This window comes from Castellaniella denitrificans (assembly GCF_042653765.1).
Taxonomy (GTDB): domain Bacteria; phylum Pseudomonadota; class Gammaproteobacteria; order Burkholderiales; family Burkholderiaceae_B; genus Castellaniella; species Castellaniella denitrificans.
Genome location: NZ_JBHSEZ010000001.1, coordinates 347869 through 366879, shown reverse-complemented (window position 1 = coordinate 366879; position 19011 = coordinate 347869). Strand labels below are relative to the sequence as shown.

Annotated in this window: 20 protein-coding genes; 6 read left to right on the top strand and 14 right to left on the bottom strand. The window is 69.4% G+C overall.

The features are described 5' to 3' along the window. Window positions 1–11 precede the first annotated feature (11 nt). The gene (locus ACFO27_RS01795) at window positions 12–1001 is read left to right on the top strand and encodes a cell division protein ZipA C-terminal FtsZ-binding domain-containing protein (RefSeq protein WP_376815747.1); all 990 of its coding nucleotides are present in this window, start codon (window positions 12–14) and stop codon (window positions 999–1001) included. A gap of 107 nt (window positions 1002–1108) precedes the next feature. Further along, a complete protein-coding gene (gene ligA / locus ACFO27_RS01790; protein ID WP_376816376.1) occupies window positions 1109–3226 on the top strand; it encodes an NAD-dependent DNA ligase LigA in 2118 nt (705 codons plus the stop codon). A 77-nt stretch (window positions 3227–3303) separates the two neighbouring features. Here the strand turns inward: ligA and ACFO27_RS01785 are convergent, their stop codons facing one another. From ACFO27_RS01785 to msrB, 4 genes are read right to left on the bottom strand one after another with little or no spacing between them, the layout of a single operon-like run. After that, the gene (locus ACFO27_RS01785; RefSeq protein WP_376815746.1) at window positions 3304–4095 is read right to left on the bottom strand and encodes a peptidylprolyl isomerase; all 792 of its coding nucleotides are present in this window, start codon (window positions 4093–4095) and stop codon (window positions 3304–3306) included. Then, complete coding sequence (locus tag ACFO27_RS01780; protein ID WP_376815745.1) at window positions 4092–4379, bottom strand: BolA family protein; 288 nt, start codon at window positions 4377–4379, stop codon at window positions 4092–4094. Before ACFO27_RS01780 ends, ACFO27_RS01785 begins: the two co-directional genes overlap by 4 nt. A gap of 37 nt (window positions 4380–4416) precedes the next feature. Continuing rightward, the gene (locus ACFO27_RS01775; RefSeq protein WP_323025478.1) at window positions 4417–5001 is read right to left on the bottom strand and encodes a septation protein A; all 585 of its coding nucleotides are present in this window, start codon (window positions 4999–5001) and stop codon (window positions 4417–4419) included. A gap of 10 nt (window positions 5002–5011) precedes the next feature. Then, complete coding sequence (msrB, locus tag ACFO27_RS01770) at window positions 5012–5398, bottom strand: peptide-methionine (R)-S-oxide reductase MsrB (RefSeq protein ID WP_323025477.1); 387 nt, start codon at window positions 5396–5398, stop codon at window positions 5012–5014. Window positions 5399–5631: 233 nt separating this feature from the next. Between msrB and ACFO27_RS01765 the strand changes: the two genes are divergently transcribed. From ACFO27_RS01765 to ACFO27_RS01750, 4 genes are all read left to right on the top strand, one after another. Further along, the gene (locus tag ACFO27_RS01765; RefSeq protein WP_376815744.1) at window positions 5632–6801 is read left to right on the top strand and encodes an ABC transporter substrate-binding protein; all 1170 of its coding nucleotides are present in this window, start codon (window positions 5632–5634) and stop codon (window positions 6799–6801) included. An 88-nt stretch (window positions 6802–6889) separates the two neighbouring features. After that, a complete protein-coding gene (locus ACFO27_RS01760) occupies window positions 6890–7927 on the top strand; it encodes a branched-chain amino acid ABC transporter permease (protein ID WP_376815743.1) in 1038 nt (345 codons plus the stop codon). Beyond that, window positions 7927–9786: a branched-chain amino acid ABC transporter ATP-binding protein/permease gene (locus ACFO27_RS01755; RefSeq protein WP_376815742.1), complete on the top strand. Its 1860-nt coding sequence runs from the start codon at window positions 7927–7929 to the stop codon at window positions 9784–9786. The genes ACFO27_RS01760 and ACFO27_RS01755 overlap by 1 nt, the downstream gene beginning before the upstream one ends. Beyond that, window positions 9783–10583 (top strand): ABC transporter ATP-binding protein, encoded by an 801-nt coding sequence (locus ACFO27_RS01750; RefSeq protein WP_376815741.1) that lies wholly within the window; start codon window positions 9783–9785, stop codon window positions 10581–10583. Before ACFO27_RS01755 ends, ACFO27_RS01750 begins: the two co-directional genes overlap by 4 nt. A gap of 68 nt (window positions 10584–10651) precedes the next feature. Here ACFO27_RS01750 and ACFO27_RS01745 read toward each other — a convergent pair whose 3' ends face one another. The 10 genes from ACFO27_RS01745 to ACFO27_RS01700 all read right to left on the bottom strand — a co-directional run. Continuing rightward, complete coding sequence (locus ACFO27_RS01745; protein ID WP_376815740.1) at window positions 10652–11620, bottom strand: branched-chain amino acid ABC transporter permease; 969 nt, start codon at window positions 11618–11620, stop codon at window positions 10652–10654. Then, window positions 11617–12504, bottom strand: coding sequence for a branched-chain amino acid ABC transporter permease (locus ACFO27_RS01740; RefSeq protein WP_376815739.1), 888 nt, complete (start codon window positions 12502–12504; stop codon window positions 11617–11619). Before ACFO27_RS01740 ends, ACFO27_RS01745 begins: the two co-directional genes overlap by 4 nt. A gap of 84 nt (window positions 12505–12588) precedes the next feature. Further along, window positions 12589–13800 carry an ABC transporter substrate-binding protein gene (locus ACFO27_RS01735; protein WP_376815738.1) on the bottom strand — a complete coding sequence of 404 codons (1212 nt, stop codon included), beginning with the start codon at window positions 13798–13800 and terminating at the stop codon, window positions 12589–12591. Window positions 13801–13861: 61 nt separating this feature from the next. Beyond that, window positions 13862–14572, bottom strand: a complete 711-nt coding sequence (locus ACFO27_RS01730; protein ID WP_376815737.1) for an ABC transporter ATP-binding protein — start codon at window positions 14570–14572, stop codon at window positions 13862–13864. Next, the gene (locus ACFO27_RS01725; RefSeq protein ID WP_376815736.1) at window positions 14569–15351 is read right to left on the bottom strand and encodes an ABC transporter ATP-binding protein; all 783 of its coding nucleotides are present in this window, start codon (window positions 15349–15351) and stop codon (window positions 14569–14571) included. Before ACFO27_RS01725 ends, ACFO27_RS01730 begins: the two co-directional genes overlap by 4 nt. 173 nt (window positions 15352–15524) lie before the next feature. Continuing rightward, window positions 15525–16169: an endonuclease III gene (gene nth / locus ACFO27_RS01720; RefSeq protein WP_376815735.1), complete on the bottom strand. Its 645-nt coding sequence runs from the start codon at window positions 16167–16169 to the stop codon at window positions 15525–15527. After that, window positions 16166–16774 (bottom strand): RnfABCDGE type electron transport complex subunit B, encoded by a 609-nt coding sequence (locus ACFO27_RS01715; protein WP_376815734.1) that lies wholly within the window; start codon window positions 16772–16774, stop codon window positions 16166–16168. The genes nth and ACFO27_RS01715 overlap by 4 nt, the downstream gene beginning before the upstream one ends. A gap of 62 nt (window positions 16775–16836) precedes the next feature. After that, complete coding sequence (locus ACFO27_RS01710; RefSeq protein WP_376815733.1) at window positions 16837–18054, bottom strand: polyhydroxyalkanoate depolymerase; 1218 nt, start codon at window positions 18052–18054, stop codon at window positions 16837–16839. Window positions 18055–18240: 186 nt separating this feature from the next. Beyond that, window positions 18241–18567 (bottom strand): ferredoxin FdxA, encoded by a 327-nt coding sequence (gene fdxA, locus ACFO27_RS01705; RefSeq protein ID WP_376815732.1) that lies wholly within the window; start codon window positions 18565–18567, stop codon window positions 18241–18243. A 108-nt stretch (window positions 18568–18675) separates the two neighbouring features. After that, on the bottom strand, window positions 18676–19011 hold a 336-nt coding region (locus ACFO27_RS01700), incomplete at its 5' end, for an NAD(P)H-dependent oxidoreductase (protein ID WP_376815731.1).

The window sequence follows — 19011 nt, the reverse complement described above, 5'->3', positions numbered from 1 at the left end:
AAGAGGGTTCTATGAGCGACTTGCAGATCTTGCTGATTTCGATCGGGGTGGCGCTGATCGTCGTCGTCCTGCTGTACAACGCGTGGCAGGACTGGCGGGCGCGGCGCAGCATGCGCCAGTCGCTGCCGGAGGCCGGCCACGACGTGCTGATGCGCGATACCGGGCCCCGGCGCGAGCCGGGCCTGTGGCAGGCCGGCCGCCCCGCGGCCGACGACGGCGCGGAAGCCGATCCCGCCTGCGAGGCGGTCATCGACATCGCCCTGGCCCATCCCGTGGCGGGCGAGGCCCTGGCCGAGGCCTTGCGGGCCATCGGCCGCGTCGGCAAGAAGCCCGTGCGCGTGTTCGCGGAACGCGAAGGCGGCGGCCACCGCGCCGAGGCCCTGCCGGGCGAATCCTACGTGTCGCTGCAGCTGGCGGTGGTGCTGGCCAACCGCAGCGGTCCGCTGACGGCCATCGAATGGTCCAACCTCTGGACCCTGGCGCAGAATCTGGCGGAACGCTTCGAGGGCCTGATCGAGGCCCCGGACCAGGACGTGGTCCTGCGCCAGGCGGCGGACCTGGACGCGCGCTGCGCCGCCATGGACGCCCAGGTCGGGCTGATCCTGCAACTGGCCCAGCCGCGCCCGGTGGCGGCGATCGTCCAGGCGGCCGCCGAGGCGGGCTTCGTCCAGTCGCGCGGGCAGTGGGCCTGGATGGCGGAAAACGGCCTGCCGCGTTTCGCCCTGCAGGTCGAGGCCCAGGACGGCGAATCCACGCACCGCGTCGACCTAGTTCTGGACGTGCCCAACAGCCTGCCCGACGACCAGGCCTTCAGCCGCATGGTGACCGTGGGCCGCGACCTGGCCGCGCGCCTGGACGCCCACGTGCTGGACGACCAGGGCCGCACCTTCCAGGACAGCTCCTCGCCCGCCATCGACCGGCAGATCAGCGCCCTGTACGATCAGCTCGACCAGGCGGGGTTCCTGGCCGGCACGGACCGCGCGGCACGGGTGTTTTCGTGACCGCGCGCCCCGACGCGGGCGCCGCCGGACAGGACGGCGCGCGGCCGGATACGGCGGCGCCGGGCGGCGCGACCGCCGAAGCCCGCGAGGCGGCCGACCGGCGCCGCCTGGAGGCCCTGCGCGCCGAGATCGAGGCCCACAATCGCCGCTATTACGTCGAGGACGCGCCCTCCGTCTCGGATGCGCAGTACGACCGGCTGATGGCCGACCTCCAGGCCATCGAGCGCGACCACCCCGACTGGGTGACGCCCGACTCCCCCACGCAGCGGGTCGGCGCGGCGCCGCTGGATCATTTCGCCACCGTGCGGCATGCCGTGCGCATGCTGTCGCTGGGCAACGCCTTCGAGGCCGAGGACATTGTCGCCTTCGACGAGCGGATCGTGTCCACCCTGATCGGATCCGGCCTGCTGGCCGGCGCGGGCACCGCCCAGGAGGCCGCCCGGGGCGCCATTCAGGGCGCGCTGCCGCTGAGCGAGGACCCGCCTGCCGAACGGGCCGCCGCGCCGGGTCCCGGCGTGGCCTACGTCGCCGAATACAAGTTCGACGGCCTGGCCGTCAGCCTGCGCTATGAACGGGGCCGCCTGGTCCAGGCGGCGACCCGGGGCGACGGTGCCCGGGGCGAGGACATCACCGCCAACATCCGCACGCTGCGCTCGGTGCCCCTGCGCCTGCGGGGCGACGCGCCCGCCGTGCTCGAGGTGCGCGGCGAGGTCCTGATGACGCGGGCGGATTTCGCGCGGCTGAACGAGGCCCAGGTCGCCCGGGGCGACAAGCCCTTCGTCAACCCGCGCAACGCGGCGGCCGGCAGCCTGCGCCAGCTGGATCCGCGCGTGACGGCGACCCGTCCGCTGCGGTTCTACGCCTATGGCTGGGGGCAGATCCTGGACGAGCACGGTGCCGAGCTGCGGCCGCGCGCGACCCATTCCGGCATGCTGGACTGGCTGGCGGGCTTCGGCTTCGCCGTCAGCCCCGGTCGCGCGTCGTGCCGGGGAGCAGCCGGACTGCTGCGCTTCTACGAGACCGTGGGGGCGTCCCGCGCGGACCTGCCCTACGAGATCGACGGGGTGGTCTACAAGGTCGACGACCTGCGCGCCCAGGACGTCCTGGGCTTCGTCGCGCGCGCGCCGCGCTTCGCCATCGCGCACAAGTTCCCCGCCCAGGAGGAAACCACCCGGCTGATCGGCATCGACGTCCAGGTGGGCCGCACCGGGGCGCTGACGCCGGTGGCGCGGCTGCAGCCGGTCTTCGTCGGCGGCGTGACGGTCACCAACGCCACGCTGCACAACGAGGACGAGATCCGCCGCAAGGACGTGCGCATCGGTGACACCGTGGTGGTGCGCCGCGCGGGCGACGTCATCCCGGAGGTCGTCGGGCCGGTGCTGTCGCTGCGCCCGGCCGGTGCGCCGGTCTTCGACCTGCTGGCCGCCTGTCCGGTGTGCCCGGTGTGCGGCTCGGCGGTCGAGCGCCCGGAGGGCGAGGCGATCACGCGCTGCACCGGCGGGCTGTTCTGTCCCGCGCAGCGCAAGCAGACCCTGTGGCACGCCGCCAGCCGCAAGGCCCTGGACATCGACGGCCTGGGCGACAAGCTGATCGAGCAACTGGTGGACAGCGGGCGCGTGCGCACCCTGGCGGACCTGTACGGCCTGCAGGAGCTGGAGCTGTCCACCTATCCCCGCATGGGACGCAAGTCGGCGCAGAACCTGGTGGCCGCCATCGACAGGAGCCGCCGCCCGGCCTTGTCGCGCCTGCTGTACGCACTGGGCATCCGCCACGTGGGCGAGACCACGGCGCGCGACGTGGCGCGGCATTTCGGCTCCATCGAGGCCATCATGGACGCGTCCGAGGAAGCGCTGCTGCAGGTCCCGGACGTCGGCCCGGTGGTGGCGGCCTCGATCCGGCGCTTCTTCGCCGAGGCGCACAACCGCGAGGTCATCGCCGCGCTGCGGGACGCCGGGGTCGAGCCCCAGGCCGACGCCGCGCCGGCGGGCGAAAAGCCCCTGGCGGGCAAGACCCTGGTGCTGACGGGCACCCTGCCGACCCTGAGCCGCGACGAGGCCACACGCCTGGTCCTGGCCGCCGGCGGCAAGGTCAGCGGCTCGGTGTCGCGCAAGACCGCCTGGGTGGTGGCCGGCGAGGAGGCCGGCAGCAAGCTCGCCAAGGCCGCCGAACTGGGCGTGCCCGTGATCGACGAGGCCGGGCTGCTGGCGCTGCTGGGGCAGGGCTGAATCCCTGATCCAATGAAAACGGCCTCCCGGAGGGAGGCCGTCGAGGACAGCGGGCGGCCGCAGGCCGCGCGGGGCCTTTACTTTTCAGCCTTGTCCACGATCTTGGCGTCCTTCACCAGGCTCTTCTGGTAGTCGGCCAGGGCCTGCTGGCGCATCATTTCCTCCAGTTGCGGCTTGGCTTCCTCGAAGGAGGGGAAGGCGATCGGGCGCACGTCCTCGACCTGGATCACGTGCCAGCCGAACTGCGTCTGCACGGGCTGGGCGCTGAGGTCGCCCTTCTTCATGCTTTCCACGGCCTGGGCGAATTCGGGCACGTAGTTGCTGGTCGGGCCCCAGCCCAGTTCGCCGCCGTTCTTGCCGCTGCCGGTGTCGATCGAGTCCTTCTTCGCGGCGGCCTCGAACGTGGTCTTCTTCGCCTTGATCGACTTGATCAGGTCCTTGGCCTTGGCTTCGTCCTTGACCAGGATGTGGCGCAGCTTGTATTCCTGGCGCGAGGCCTGTTCGGCCTTGATCGTGTCGTATTCCTTCTTCAGGTCGGCTTCGCTGACGGGGTGGTCCTTCAGGTAGCGGGCCATCAGGGCGCGCACCAGGATGCTCTGCGTGGCCAGCTCGGTTTCCTGCTGGACGGCGGGATCCTTCTGCAGGCCGGCCTTCTCGGCGGCCTGGACCGCGACCAGGCGGTTGATCATTTCCTGCTTGACCTGGTCGCGCAGTTGCGGCGTATCCTGGGCGCCCTGGGTGACCAGCATGCTGACGAACTGGTCGAATTTGGCCTGGGAGATGCCCTGGCCGTTGACGGTGGCGATGTCCTTGGCCCAGACCGGCAGCGTCAGGGAGCAGGCCAGGGCGACAGCAGCGATACGTTTCATGAAAATCCTTCGATGGGAGGGGTGCCGGCCTCGATGGCCAGGGCGTGGATCGGATGGGGCATCAGATCCCGCACGCAATCATACACAAGACGATGGCGGGCGAGGGTGCCGAGCCCCTGGAATTGATTGGACACGATGCGGACGCGAAAGTGCCGCGCGCCGCCCCGGGCGCCGGCATGGCCGGCGTGCAGGTGGGATTCGTCGACGAGTTCCAGCCGCGCGGGCTCGAGCGCGGCCAGGCGCTCGGCCAGCACGGCCTTCAGGTCGGTCTCGGCGGGGTTCATGGGCGGCCTTCCGGGGCCGCGCCGGCGGCGTGCGGGCTCATCCGCGCGGCTCGCCGTCGGGCGCGTCGGCCCGGGGCGCGGCGGATTCGGCCTGGATGTGCCGGCCCAGCCACAGGGATTGCGCCACCACGAACAGCAGCAGCAGGATCATCAGGCCGAAGACCTTGAAATTCACCCACTGCGCCTCGGTGAAGCGGCCGGAGAAGGCCACGTACAGGTTCAGGGCGCCCGAGGCGACGAAGAACCCGGCCCAGCTGTCGTTCAGGCGGTTCCAGGCGCGTTCGGGCAGGGCGACCTTGTCGCCCATCAGGCGGCGCATCAGGTTGCGCCCGGCGAACAGGCGCGCGCCCATCAGGATGGCGGCGAACAGCCAGTACAGGACCGTGGGCTTCCACTTGATGAAGGTGTCGTCGTGGAACAGCAGGGTCGCGCCGCCGAACACGACGATCACCGTCAGGTTGATCCAGTGCGTGGGCTCGATCGCGCGACCGGTCAGGCGCAGCCACAGGATCTGCAGCACGGCCGCCGCCATGGCCGTTCCGGTGGCGACGTAGATGTCGGCGAAGCGGAACGCCAGGAAGAACAGGATCAGCGGAAAGAGGTCGAAGAGGAATTTTTTCACAGGCGGTTTTTCATTCGGCCGGGATGAACTTCAGGGACAGCGAATTGATGCAGTAGCGCAGCCCCGTGGGGGGCGGGCCGTCGGGGAACACGTGGCCCAGGTGGGCGTCGCAGACGGCGCACACGATTTCCGTGCGGATCATGCCGTGGCTGGTGTCGCGCAGTTCGCGCACGCGGTCCGGGGCCACCGGCTGGAAATAGCTGGGCCAGCCGCAGCCCGCGTCGAATTTCGTGTCCGAGGCGAACAGCGGGGTGCCGCAGCAGACGCAGAGATAGGTACCCGCCTGGGTGGTGTCCCAGTATCGCCCCGTGAAGGGGCGCTCGGTGTGCTTCAGCCGCGTGACCGCGAATTCGTCGGGGGAAAGCTGCGCGCGCCATTCGGCGTCTGTCTTGTCCACGAGGAACCTGTCCGGAATTTCACTTCAATCCTCCATCTTAATCGACTTTCACCCCGGTGGAAGCGGGCGCCGGGCAGGGCCGCCCGGCGCGCCGCCGCGAAGGATTGCCCGTCGCGTGGCAGCAAATTGCGCCGGGCTGCGATAATATGACGCCCGTTCATGTGTTTATGCCTCGGCCCGCCGGGTTCGTGGCCATGAATTGCACGGTCCGTCAAAAACATTCGGAGACAAACATGACATTTCCGGTTTCCATGCGGCTCACCCTGGGCGCGGCCGCGCTGCTGGCCGCGTTGCCCCTGGCCGCCACGGCTCAAATCAAGGTCGGCGTGACGGTGTCGTCCACCGGGCCGGCCGCTTCCCTGGGCATTCCCGAACGCGACACCGTGGCCCTGCTGCCTACGGAAATCGGCGGCCAGACCGTGCAGTACATCGTGCTGGACGACGCCACCGACACCACCCAGGCGGTGAAGAACATCCGCAAGCTCACGGCCGACGACCACGTCGACGTGGTGCTGGGCACTTCCGTGACGCCGGGCTCGCTGGCCATGTCGGACGTGGCCGCCGAGACCGGCACGCCCATGATCAGCGTGGCCGCCAACGCCAAGCTCGTCGAGCCGGTGGACGGTCCGCGCAAGTGGGTCTACAAGACGCCGCAGAACGACGCGCTGATGGCCGCGGCCCTGGCGGACGCGATGGTCAAGCAGAACGTCAAGACCCTGGGCTTCATCGGCTTCAGCGACGCCTACGGCGACGGCTGGCTGCAGGAAATGAAGGCCGCCGCCGAGGCCAAGGGCATCAAGATCGTGGCGGCGGAACGCTTCGCCCGGCCCGACACCAGCGTCACCGGCCAGGTCCTGAAGCTGCTGTCGGCCAAGCCCGACGGCATCCTGATCGGCGCCTCGGGCACGCCGGTGGCCCTGCCGCAGCGCGAGCTGGTCGAGCGCGGCTACAAGGGCCGCATCTACCAGACCCACGGCGCGGCCAACAACGACGTGCTGCGGGTCTGCGGCAAGGCCTGCGAAGGCATGATCCTGCCCGCCGGCCCGCTGCTGGTGGCGGACCAGCTGCCCGACAGCAATCCGGCCAAGGCCAGCGCCCTGGTGTACGTCAAGGCCTACGAGGCCAAGTACGGCGCGGGCACGACCAACACCTTCGGCGGCCACATGTGGGACGCCGGCCAACTGATCAACGATGCCATCCCCCGCGCCCTGAAGACCGGCGCCAAGCCGGGCACGCCGGAATTCCGCGCGGCCCTGCGCGACGCGCTGGAACAGGTCAAGGAACTGCCCGCTTCCCAGGGCGTCTTCACCATGAGTCCGACCGATCACGCCGGCCTGGACGAGCGCGGCCGCGTCATGGTGCAGGTCGTGAACGGCACGTGGACCTACCAGCCGGACCTGTGATGATGCTGCCTGGCGCCTCCCTTCCCGTGTTCCGGGCCGGTTTCCGGCATGCCGCGGCCGCCGGCGCGCGCACCGGCGGAGGGGCGCCGTGGATCTGACCATCGCGCTGATCCTGCTGCAGGACGGCATCCTGAACGGCGCCATCTACGCCTTGCTGGGCCTGGCGCTGGTGCTGGTGTTCGTGGTGACGCGGGTGATCCTGATTCCCCAGGGGGAATTCGTCACCTTCGGCGCCCTGTCCCTGGCGTTCCTGGCCAACGGCCGGGTGCCCGGGACGGCGCACCTGCTGGTGCTGATGGGCGTGCTGGTGTGCCTGGCCGAGGCGGTCTCGTGCTGGCGCGCGCGCCAGTGGCGCGGCTACGGCCGCACCCTGGGCTGGGCGCTGGTCCTGCCCCTGGCGCTGGAGGCCCTGGCGCCGCTGGCGGCCGGGCCGGACGTGCCGCTGGCCCTGCGGGTGCTGTTCGCGCTGGCGCTGGTGGTGCCCATGGGGCCGATGATCTACCGCCTGGTGTACCAGCCGGTGGAGCAGGCCAGCGTGCTGGTGCTGCTGATCGTGTCGGTCGCCGTGCATTTCGCCCTGACCGGCCTGGGACTGCTGTTCTTCGGCGCGGAAGGCTGGCGCACCCCGGCCCTGGTCGAGGGCACGGTGCAGATCGGGCCGGTGGCCTGGACCGCGCAGACCTTCGCGGTGCTGGCCACCTGCGCCGTACTGATCGGCGGGCTATGGCTGTTCTTCAGCCGCACCCTGTACGGCAGCGCCCTGCGGGCCACCGCCGTCAACCGGCGCGGCGCGCGGCTGGTGGGCATCAGCACGCGGGTGGCGGGCAGCCTGACCTTCACCCTGGCGGCGGCCATCGGCGCGCTGTCGGGCATGCTGATCGCCGCCATCACCACCATCTATTACGACACGGGCTTCCTGATCGGCCTGAAGGGCTTCGTGGCGGCCATCTTCGGCGGCCTGGTCAGCTACCCGGCCGCGGCGGCGGGCGCCCTGTTCGTCGGCGTCCTCGAAGCCTTTTCCTCCTTCTGGGCCAGTCCCTTCAAGGAGGCCATCGTCTTCACCCTGATCATCCCGGTGCTACTGTGGCGCTCCTTCGGCAGCGTTCACCTGGACGAGGAGGACTGATGCGCCCGCGCCACGCCCTGATGATCCTGGTCCCGATTCTGGCGCTGCTGCCCTGGCTGCCGGGCGTGCCCGCCTTCTGGATCACCCAGATGAACTACATCGGGCTCTACAGCCTGGTGGTGCTGGGGCTGGTCCTGCTGACCGGCGTCGGCGGGCTGACGTCCTTCGGCCAGTCGGCCTTTGTCGGCCTGGGGGCCTACACCACGGCCTGGCTGACGACGGCGGGCGGCGCGTCGCCCTGGCTGGGGCTGGCCGCGGGCCTGCTGCTGACCTGCCTGGTGGCCTACGCGCTGGGAGCCATCACGCTGCGCCTGTCCGGCCACTACCTGCCCCTGTGCACCCTGGCCTGGTGCCTGGCGCTGTACTACCTGTACGGCAACCTGGATTTCCTGGGCCGCTACGACGGCATCGCCGGCATCCCGCCGCTGTCGATCGGCGGCTGGTCCCTGGGGACCGGGCCGCGCATGTACCTGCTGATCTGGCTGATCCTGCTGCTGGCCCTGTGGGCCACGCACAATCTGCTGGACTCGCGCGCGGGGCGGGCCATCCGCGCCCTGCGCAGCGGCTCCATGGCCGAATCCTTCGGCGTGGACCTGGCGCACTACAAGGTCGTGATCTTCGTCTACGCGGCCCTCCTGGGCTGCGTGTCGGGCTGGCTGTACGCGCACATGCAGCGCGCCGTCAGCCCCAGCCCCTTCGGCCTGGGCTACGGCATCGAATACCTGTTCATGGCCGTGGTGGGCGGCTCGGGCAGCGTCTGGGGCGCGGTGGCGGGCGCCGCCGCCATCCTGATCGTCAAGGACCAGCTGCAGAACGTCCTGCCCGGCCTGGTGGGCACCACCGCCAACCTGGAGCTGCTCGCCTTCGGCGTGCTGATGATCCTGGTGCTGCAGTTCGCCCGCGACGGCCTGTGGCCCGTGCTGGCCCGGCTGTGGCGGCGACTGGGCGGGCGCGCCGAGTCCGATGGCCACGATCCGGCGCGCCTGGCCGCCGCGCCCGAGCTGCCGCGCCGTCCGGCGCCCGCGGCCGGCGACCTGGTGCTGGAAGTCGACCATGCGCGCAAGGAATTCGGCGGCCTGGTGGCGGTCAACGACATCGGCTTTCGCCTGCGGGCGGGCGAGATCATGGGGCTGATCGGCCCCAACGGGGCGGGCAAGAGCACCACCTTCAACCTCATCAGCGGCGTGGCGCCCCTGTCCGGCGGCGCGGTGCGCTTCATGGGGGACCGCATCGACGGCCTGCCGGCGCGCGAGATCGCCCGCCGGGGGATGGCGCGCAGCTTCCAGCACGTGCAGCTGCTGCCGGACATGAGCGTGCTGGAAAACGTCGCCCTGGGCGCCCACCTGCGCAGCCGCGCCGGCGCGGTGTCGGCCGCGCTTCGCCTGGACCGGACCGCCGAGGCGTCCCTGCTGCGCGAGGCCGCGCGCCAGATCGGGCGGGTGGGCCTGGGCGACGTGATCGACCAGCCCGCCGGCAGCCTGCCGCTGGGCCGCCAGCGCATCGTGGAGATCGCCCGGGCGCTGTGCTGCGACCCCATCCTGCTGCTGCTCGACGAGCCGGCGGCCGGTCTGCGCTACCAGGAGAAGCAGGCGCTGGCGGCGGTGCTGGACCAGTTGCGCCGCGAGGGCATGAGCCTGCTGCTGGTCGAGCACGACATGGATTTCGTGATGAACCTCACCGATCACCTGCTGGTGATGGATTTCGGCACGATGCTGGCCGAGGGCGTCCCGGCGGACATCCAGCGCAATCCGGCCGTGCTGGAGGCCTACCTGGGCGGCCTCGACGAGACCTGGGGCGTGCCTGATGCCGCGCCGCAACCCGTCGCCGCCCGCGCCACGCCACAGGAGAGCGCCCCATGAGCACCGGACACCATGCCGCCGCCGGGACGGGCATGTCCGCGCCCGTCGCCGCCCCCGTCCTGTCGGTCCGGGGCCTGTCGGCGCATTACGGCAAGGTGGCCGCCCTGGATCCCATCGACCTGACGGTGAGCCGGGGCGAGATCGTGACCGTCATCGGCGCCAACGGCGCCGGGAAATCGACGCTGCTGGGCGCCATCATGGGGGCGCTGCCCCTGCGGGGGCACAGCCGGGGCTCGGTCGTGTTCCAGGGCACCGAAGTGCAGGGCTGGGACATCGAGCGCCGCGTCGGCCAGGGCCTGTCGCTGGTGCCGGAACGCCGGGAACTGTTCGCCAGCATGTCCGTGCGCGACAACCTGCTGCTGGGGGGCTTTCGCCTGTACCGCGCCGGCGTGCGCGGCTGGCGCGACACCCTGGACGAGGTCTACGCGCTGTTTCCGCGTCTGCGGGAGCGCGCCGGCCAGGCGGCGGGGACGCTGTCGGGCGGCGAGCGCCAGATGCTGGCGCTGGGCCGCGCCCTGATGGCGCGCCCGGCGCTGCTGATGCTCGACGAGCCCAGCCTGGGCCTGGCGCCCCGGGTGGTCCGCGAGATCTTCCAGACCATTGCCCAGCTGCGCAGCACCGGCGTGTCCATCCTGCTGGTGGAACAGAACGCCCGCGCGGCCCTGCACGTGGCCGACCGCGGCTATGTCCTGGAAACCGGCGCCGTCGTCCTGGAAGGCGAATCGCGCATGCTGGCCGGCCACCCCCGCGTCATCGAGAGCTATCTGGGGCTTGCCGGCGCTCAGCCGCGTTCTTGAGAGCGCATCCCCCAACAAAAATGGCCCGTCAGGGCCATTTTTGTTGACTGCATCGACCGGATGACGGATCAGCCGGCCCTCTGCCGCCAGGCCAGCCACTCGCCGACGATGCCGCGGCGGAAGGCCAGCACGCAGACGATGAAGATCAGGCCGATGACGATGGTGACCGATTCGCCCAGGACGCGGAACCATTCGATGCCGGTCTGGTGCATCAGGAAGCGGCCGAACTCGCCGACCTTGTTTTCCAGCGCCACCACGATGATCGCGCCCAGCACCGGGCCGGTGAGCGTGCCCATGCCGCCGATCAGCGTCATCAGGATCACCATGCCCGACATCTGCCAGGTGGCGTCCGACAGCGTGGCCGAGACGAACACCAGCGACTTGGTGGCTCCGGCCAGCCCGGCCAGGGTGGCCGAGAGCACGAAGGCCAGCAGCTTGAAGCGGTCCACGTCGTAGCCCAGCGAGATCATGCGCGGCTCGTTCTCGCGGATGGCCTTCAGGACCTGGCCGAAGGGCGAGTGCACGGTGCGCCAGATCAGGGCGTAGCCCAGCACGAAGATCACCAGCACCACGTAGTACAGGTTGATGTCCTGGCTCAGATCCAGCCCCAGGATGCTGCCGCGCGGGATGCCCTGCAGGCCGTCCTCGCCGCCGGTGAACGGCGCCTGCAGGAAGTAGAAGAACTGCATCTGGGCCAGCGCCAGGGTGATCATGGCGAAATAGATGCCGCTGCGCCGGATGGACAGCAGCCCGAACACCAGGCCCAGCACGGCGGCGGCCGCCGTGCCGAAGATCAGCCCCGCCAGCGTGGGCCAGCCCCAGGCGGTCAGCGACTGGCCGCAGGCGTAGGCGGCCAGCCCCAGGAAGGCGGCGTGGCCGAAGGACAGCAGCCCGGTGTAGCCCAGCAGTAGGTTGAATGCGCAGGCGAACAGGGCGTAGCACATGACCTTCATGATGAAGATCGGATAGCCGCCCAGCGCGGGCAGCGCCGCCAGCAGGACGATGGCGGCCAGATAGGCGATCAGTTGTCGATTCATGATTCTTTCCCGAACAGCCCGGCCGGGCGAGTCAGCAGCACGATCACCATGATGATGAACACCACGGTGCTGGAGGCCTCGGGCCAGAAGACCTTGGTGAAGCCTTCGATGACGCCCAGCCCCAGGCCGGTGACGATCGAGCCCAGGATCGAGCCCATGCCGCCGATGACCACCACGGCGAAGACGACGATGATCAGGTTCGAGCCCATCAGCGGGGAGACCTGCAGGATGGGGGCGGCGAGCACGCCGGCGAAACCCGCCAGGCCGACGCCGAAGCCGAAGGTGAGCGAGATCATCAGCGGCACGTTCACGCCGAAGGCCTCGACCAGCTTGGGATTTTCGGTACCGGCGCGCAGCAGCGCGCCCAGGCGGGTCTTTTCGATGACGAACCAGGTCAGCAGGCAGGCCAGGATGGAGGCCACGACGACCCAGGCGCGGTAGATGGGCAGGAACATGAAGCCCAGGTTCACGCCGCCCTGCAGCAGGGCGGGGGTGCTGTAGGGCTGGCCCGAGACGCCGTAGAAGCTGCGGAACAGCCCTTCGATGAGCAGCGTCAGGCCGAAGGTGAGCAGCAGGCCGTAGAGCGGATCGAGCTTGTAGAGGCGGCGCAGCAGCAGGCGTTCGAGGACGATGCCGAACAGGCCCACGACCACGGGGGCGGCGGCCAGCATGACCCAGTAGTTCAGTCCGAGGTATTGCAGGCCCATCCAGGCGACGAAGGCGCCCAGCATGTAGAGCGCGCCGTGGGCGAAATTGATGATGTTGAGCAGGCCGAAGATGACGGCCAGCCCCAGCGAGAGCACGGCGTAGAACGAGCCGTTGACCAGGCCGAGCAGGAGCTGGCCGAGCAGGGCCTGGATGGGAACACCGAAAAGTTGTGTCATAGGGCTGCGGCGGAATCGGGCGGAAGGGGTGTCGCGGATCGCGGATTCCCGCCCGAAGGCGGGAATCCGGAGCTCATGCGCCGCTTATTGCTTGAGCAGGGCGCAGGTGGAGGTCGATTCCGCGCCGTAGACCGACTCGGCCGGCAGGGTGCGCACGATGTTGTAGTAGTCCCAGGCCGCCTTGGACTGGTCGGGCTTCTTCACCTGGGCCAGGTACATGTCGTGCATCGTCAGGCCGTCCTTGCGGACGTAGCCGTTCTTGATGAACATGTCGTTGATCTTGACGCTCTTGAGCTGCTTCATGATGGCGTCGCCGTCGTCGGTGCCGGTGGCCTTGACGGCTTCCAGGTAGGTCTTGGCGGCGGAATAGTCGCCCGCCTGCAGGAAGGACGGCGCCCGGTTGTGCTTCTCGAAGAAGCGCTTGGACCAGGCGCGCGAGGCGTCGTCCTGGTTCCAGTACCAGGCGGTCGTCAGGTACAGCCCGGCGGTGTTCTCCAGGCCCAGGGCGTGGACGTCGTTGATGAACACCAGCAGGCCGGCCAGCTTCATGGTGTTGGTGATGCCGAATTCCTTGGCGGCCTTGACGGAATTGATGAAGTCGCCGCCCGCGTTGGCCAGGCCCAGGACCTGGGCGCCCGAGCTCTGCGCCTGCAGCAGGAAGGAGGAGAAGTCCGTCGTGGCCAGCGGCGCGCGCACGGCGCCCAGGTTCTTGCCGCCGGATTTTTCCACGACCTTCATCGTGTCCTGTTCCAGGGAATGGCCGAAGGCGTAGTCGGCCGTCAGGTAGAACCAGGTCTTGCCGCCTTCGCGCACCACGGCCGAACCCGTGCCGTTGGCCAGGGCGACGGTGTTGTACGCGTAGTGGACGGTGTAGGGCGTGCATTGCGCGTTGGTCAGCGCCGAGGAACCGGCCCCCACCACCAGGAAGGGTTTCTTCTTTTCGGCCGCGACGGCGGCCATGGCCAGCGCGGTGGCGGAGTTGGTGCCGCCGATCAGCATGTCCAGGTGCTGCTGGTCGAACCATTCGCGGGCCCGGGCCGAGGCGATGTCGGCCTTGTTCTGGTGGTCGGCGGTGAGCAGTTCGATCTTCTTCCCGTTGATCTCGCCCCCCATGTCGGCGATCGCCATGCGGATGGCGTCGGCCCCGGCATTGCCATCGATGTCCGCATACACGCCGGACATGTCGGCGATGAAGCCGATGCGGATCACGTCGTCGGAAATCCCCGCGGCTTGGGCCGATAGGCCGAAGCCCAGGCCGGCAACGGCCAGCGCGGCGGATAGGGTACGCAGTTTCATGGGAAGTCTCCTGTATGTGCCGGTTGTGCCGGCGGATCGGTGAGAAAGGGGCGGGTGTCGGTCAGACGCCCAGCAGGCTGTCGAGGGTGGACTGCTTTTCCTGGAGCTGGCTGGCGGGGAACTGTTCCACGATCTGGCCATGTTCCATGACGTAGAAGTGGTCGGCCAGGGGCGCGGCGAAGCGGAAGTTCTGCTCGACCATGACGATGGTGTAGCCCTTGGACTTGAGGGTGCGGATCATGCGGTCCAGCGCCTGCACGATCACCGGCGCCAGGCCTTCGGAGATCTCGTCGAGCAGCAGCAGGTTGGCCCCGGTGCGCAGGATGCGGGCGACGGCCAGCATCTGCTGCTCGCCCCCGGACAGGCGGGTGCCCGGCGAGTGGCGCCGTTCGAGCAGGTTGGGGAACATGTCGTAGATCTCGGCCAGCGACATGCCCCCGCCCAGGGTGTCGCCCACGGTGGGCGGCAGCAGCAGGTTTTCCTCGCAGGACAGCGAGGCGAAGATGCCGCGTTCCTCCGGGCAGTAGCCGATGCCCAGGTGCGCGATGCGGTAGGTGGGCAGGTGGATGGATTCGGTGCCCTGGATGCGGATCGAGCCGGTGCGCCGGCTGGTCAGGCCCAGCAGCGCGCGCAGCGTGGTGGTGCGCCCGGCGCCGTTGCGCCCCAGCAGGGTGACGACCTGGCCGGGTTCGACGCGCATGTCCACGCCGTGCAGCACGTGCGATTCGCCATACCAGGCGTGCAGATCGGAGATTTCGAGTGCCAGGCTCATGCATGGGCCCCTTCGAGTTCGCCCTGGGTGGTGCCCATGTAGGCTTCCATCACGGCGGGGTTGTTCGAGACGGCGGCGTAGTCGCCTTCGGCCAGCACGGCGCCGCGTGCCAGCACGGTGATGCGGTCGGCGATGGAGGAGACCACCTTCATGTTGTGTTCCACCATCAGGATGGTGCGCCCGGCGCTGACCTGCTTGATGAGCCGGGTGACGCGGTCGACGTCCTCGTGGCCCATGCCCTGGGTGGGCTCGTCGAGCAGCATCAGGCTGGGTTCCATGGCCAGGGTGGTGGCGATTTCCAGGGCGCGCTTGCGGCCGTAGGGCAGGTTCACGGTCATCTGGGAGGCGAAGTCGGCCAGGTCGACCTCGGCGAGCAGTTCCATGGCCCGGCCGTCCAGGTGGCGCAGGCTGGTTTCGCTGCGCCAGAAGTGAAAGGAGGTGCCGGTGGCGCGCTGCAGGGCGATGCGCACGTTGTCGAGCACCGTGAGCTGGGGGAAGACGGCGGAGATCTGGAAGGAGCGGATGATGCCCTTGCGGGCGATTTCGGCCGGCTTGTCGCCGGTGATTTCCTGGCCGTCGAAGAAGATCTGGCCCTGGCTGGGCACGAGGAACTTGGTGAGCAGGTTGAAGCAGGTGGTCTTGCCGGCGCCGTTGGGGCCGATCAGCGCGTGGATGTGGCCGCGCTGGATCTTCAGATCCACGTTGTCCACGGCGGTGAAGCCGAGGAAGGTTTTTGAAAGTCGGCGGGTTTCGAGAATGATGCTGGGTTCTGTGCCCATGATGCCCTGTGTCCCATGTCGCAGTGCGGCGCCCGTTGGCGGAATGCTTCAAGTATGGAACGGTCCGGGCCGTGACTCCATAGGGGTTTTACAGAGTTGCCGCGGCATTGGCCGGATATTGCGGTGCAGTAACGGCGCCCAGACGGCCCGGCGGACCCGGGCGGCGGGGCGGTTCAGGTGCCGTCCGGGCGGGTCTTGTCCGGGTACTCGCACAGGTCCGCGATCGGGCATTGGGGGCATTTCGGCTTGCGGGCCACGCAGACGTAGCGGCCGTGCAGGATCAGCCAGTGGTGGGCGTCCAGCAGGTATTCCTTGGGCACCCGGCGCAGCAGCGCCTGCTCGACGGCCAGCACGGTCTTGCCCGGGGCGATGCCGGTCCGGTTCGATACGCGGAAGATGTGCGTGTCCACGGCCATGACGGGCTGGCGGAAGGCCGTGTTCAGCACCACGTTGGCGGTCTTGCGGCCGACGCCGGGCAGGGCCTCCAGGTCTTCGCGGCGGTCGGGGACCTGGCCGCCGTGCCGTTCCAGCAGCAGTTCGCAGGTGCGGATGACGTTGCGCGCCTTGGTCTTGTACAGGCCGATGGTGCGGATCGCCTCGGCCAGTCCCGGCTCGCCCAGCGCCAGCAGGCCTTCTGGCGTGCCGTGCCCGGGAAAGAAGCCGCGGGTGGCCAGGTTCACGGAACGGTCGGTCGCCTGGGCCGAGAGCATGACGGCCACCAGCAGCTGGAAGACGCTGCCGTATTCCAGTTCGGTCCTGGGCTCGGGGTTGGCTTCGCGCAGGCGGCGGAAGCATTCTTCGATGGCGGCGCGTTTCATGGGCGTCGGGCGCGCGCCCGGGCCAGGGCCTGGGCGATGCGATCCTGTTTGTCGTGAGGGTCGGGGGCGGCCAGGACGGGCTTGTTGGCCAGGGTGCGCGCGGCGGGGCCCGCGGCCTCGTCGTGGCGCGCCCGCAGGCGGGCGTTGCGGGCCTGGTAGCGCTGGCGGGCGGCGTCGGCGTCGTCCGGGGTCCAGTCGCGGCCCGCGGGGACCATGGCGATGCAGTCCACCGGACAGGGCGCCACGCAGCGTTCGCAGCCGGTGCAGTCGGCCTCGATGACGGTGTGCATGCACTGGTTGGCCCCGAGGATGGCATCCACCGGGCAGGCCTGGATGCACAGGGTGCAGCCGATGCAATGCGCCTCGTCGATGAGCGCCACCCGGAAAGGCTGGTGCGTGCCGCGGGCGGGGTCCAGGGGCCGCGCCGGGCGGCCGAGCGCCCGCGACAGGGCCTCGATCACGCGCGGGCCGCCGGGCGGGCAGCGGTTGAGGTCGGCCAGGCCCTCGGCCATGGCCTGGGCGTAGGGACGGCAGCCGTCGTAGCCGCATTGCGTGCATTGGGTCTGCGGCAGCAGGGCGTCGAGGGTGTCGGTCAGTGTAGGCACGGCAGTGGAAATGCACGGGGGACGGCGCGAGCCGTCCCCCGGAGATAAACGGCCAGTCGCGCTTAGGCGTGGGCGCGGATAAAGGAAGAAATTTTAGGACAGATCTGCTGGCGCCAGCGGCGTCCGGAGAAGATGCCGTAGTGGCCGCAGTCGGCGGCGGTGTGGATTTCCCGCATGGACGGGGACAGGTTGGCGCACAGATGATGGGCGGCGTGCGTCTGGCCCTGGCCGGAGATGTCGTCCAGTTCGCCCTCGATGGTCATCAGGGCGGTCTTGCGGATGGCGGAGGGATCGACCCGTTCGCCGTCGATGGTCCAGGTGCCGCACGGCAGGCGGAATTCCTGGAAGACGATGCGGATGGTGTCCAGGTAGAAGCGGGCCGGCATGTCCAGCACGGCGTTGTATTCGTCGTAGAAGCGGCGGTGGGCTTCCGCGTCGCTGTCGTCGCCGCGCAGCAGGTGCAGGTAGAAGTCGTAATGGGACTTCAGGTGCCGGTCCGGGTTCATGGCGACGAAGCCGGCGTGCTGCAGGAACCCGGGGTAGACCAGCCGGCCGGCGCCCGGGTAGCGCGGCGGCACCCGGTGGATCAGGTTGTCCTCGAACCATTCGTAGGGCTTGGTCGTGGCCAGGCGGTTGACCTGGGTGGGCGATTTGCGCGTGTCGATGGGGCCGCCCATCATGACCATGCTGCGCGGCTGACAGGAATCGCCGGCGGCGGCCAGCAGGGAGATCGCGGCCAGGACCGGCACCGTGGGCTGGCAGACCGAGATCACATGGGTGTCGGGACCCAGGTGGCGCAGGAAGGCCTGCACGTAGCGGACATAGTCGTCCAGGCCGAAGGTGCCTTCGTCCGCCGGCACCATGCGGGCGTCGATCCAGTCGGTGACGTAGACCTCGTGGTTGGGCAGCAGGGTGCGCGCCGTGTCGCGCAGCAGGGTGGCGTGGTGCCCGGACAGGGGCGCCACCAGCAGCACGCGCGGATCGTGGCGGCGGGTGTCGCGGCGGAAATGCACCAGGCGGCAGAAGGGCAGGGCCAGGGCGGTGTCCTCGTGCACGGCGACCTCGCGCCCGCCGATCTGGGTGGAGGCCAGGTTCCAGGCCGGCTTTTCGTAGTCCTTGCCCACGCGGTGGGCCAGTTCGTAGGCGGCGGCGAACTGCCGCGACAGCGGGGTGTAGGCCAGCGGACTGTAGGGGTTGGAAAACAGGTGTGAACCGGTTTCAGTGAAAGCCGTGAAGGGGGCGAGGATCGAGCGTTGGAGCTCGTGCAGGTCGTACAGCATGAGTAGGCGTTCCCGTCAGTCTGGTCCGGAGCGGATCGCGCGCCGGAGTATCGGTCATCCGGACCTAAAGTACCGGGAATCGTGACAGGGCGCTACCGGAATTTCCCGTATATGAACCATATACGGCCCGAATGTGGGGTTTTGCAGACGGAACGGCCGGCGGCGTGCGCCGGCCGCGGGCGGAACTCAGGGACGTTCCAGGTACTTGAGCTTGTCGGCGACGCCGTTCCAGTCGTCGGCGCGGTCCAGCGGGCTGACGGAGCGGTTGATGGGCTTGAAGGTGGGCGACAGTTCGGCGTTCAGGGGGATGTAGTCGAGCTGGTCCTGGGGGACGTCTTCCTCGGCGAAGATGGCGTTGGCCGGGCATTCGGGCACACAGACGGCGCAGTCGATGCATTCCTCGGGGTCGATGACCAGGAAATTGGGCCCCTCGCGGAAACAGTCCACGGGACAGACATCGACGCAGTCGGTGTATTTGCACTTGATACAGTTTTCGGTGACGACGTGGGTCATGAGGGTGCTCCGGGCTTGCAGACGGGTGCCTTGAAACGGGCCTGTCGGGATTTTACCGAATTTATCAGGGAGAACCCGAAGATCCCGCGCGCCGGGTAGTGCGAACGGTCAGAGCAGCAGGGCGGCCAGGGTGCCGCCCAGCTCGGCGCCGCGCGCCAGCCAGTCGTCGGGCACGGTCTTGGGCGCCAGGATGGCCTCGGGCGTCTGGGCCCGCATGGGCACGATCAGGGTCGGGGCGACGGCCTTCAGGCGCCATCCGGTGCAGATGCGCTCGAGCTGCCGGCGGGCGCCGTCGCCGTCGGAGCCGGCGGTGATCAGGGCGCCGTAGGGCCGGCCGTTGATCCGGTCCAGCACGTGGTAGTAGTTGCGGTCCAGGCATTCCTTCATGGCGCCGCTGAGCGCCGCCAGGTTTTCCGGGGCGGCGAACAGGTAGCCGTCGGCGGC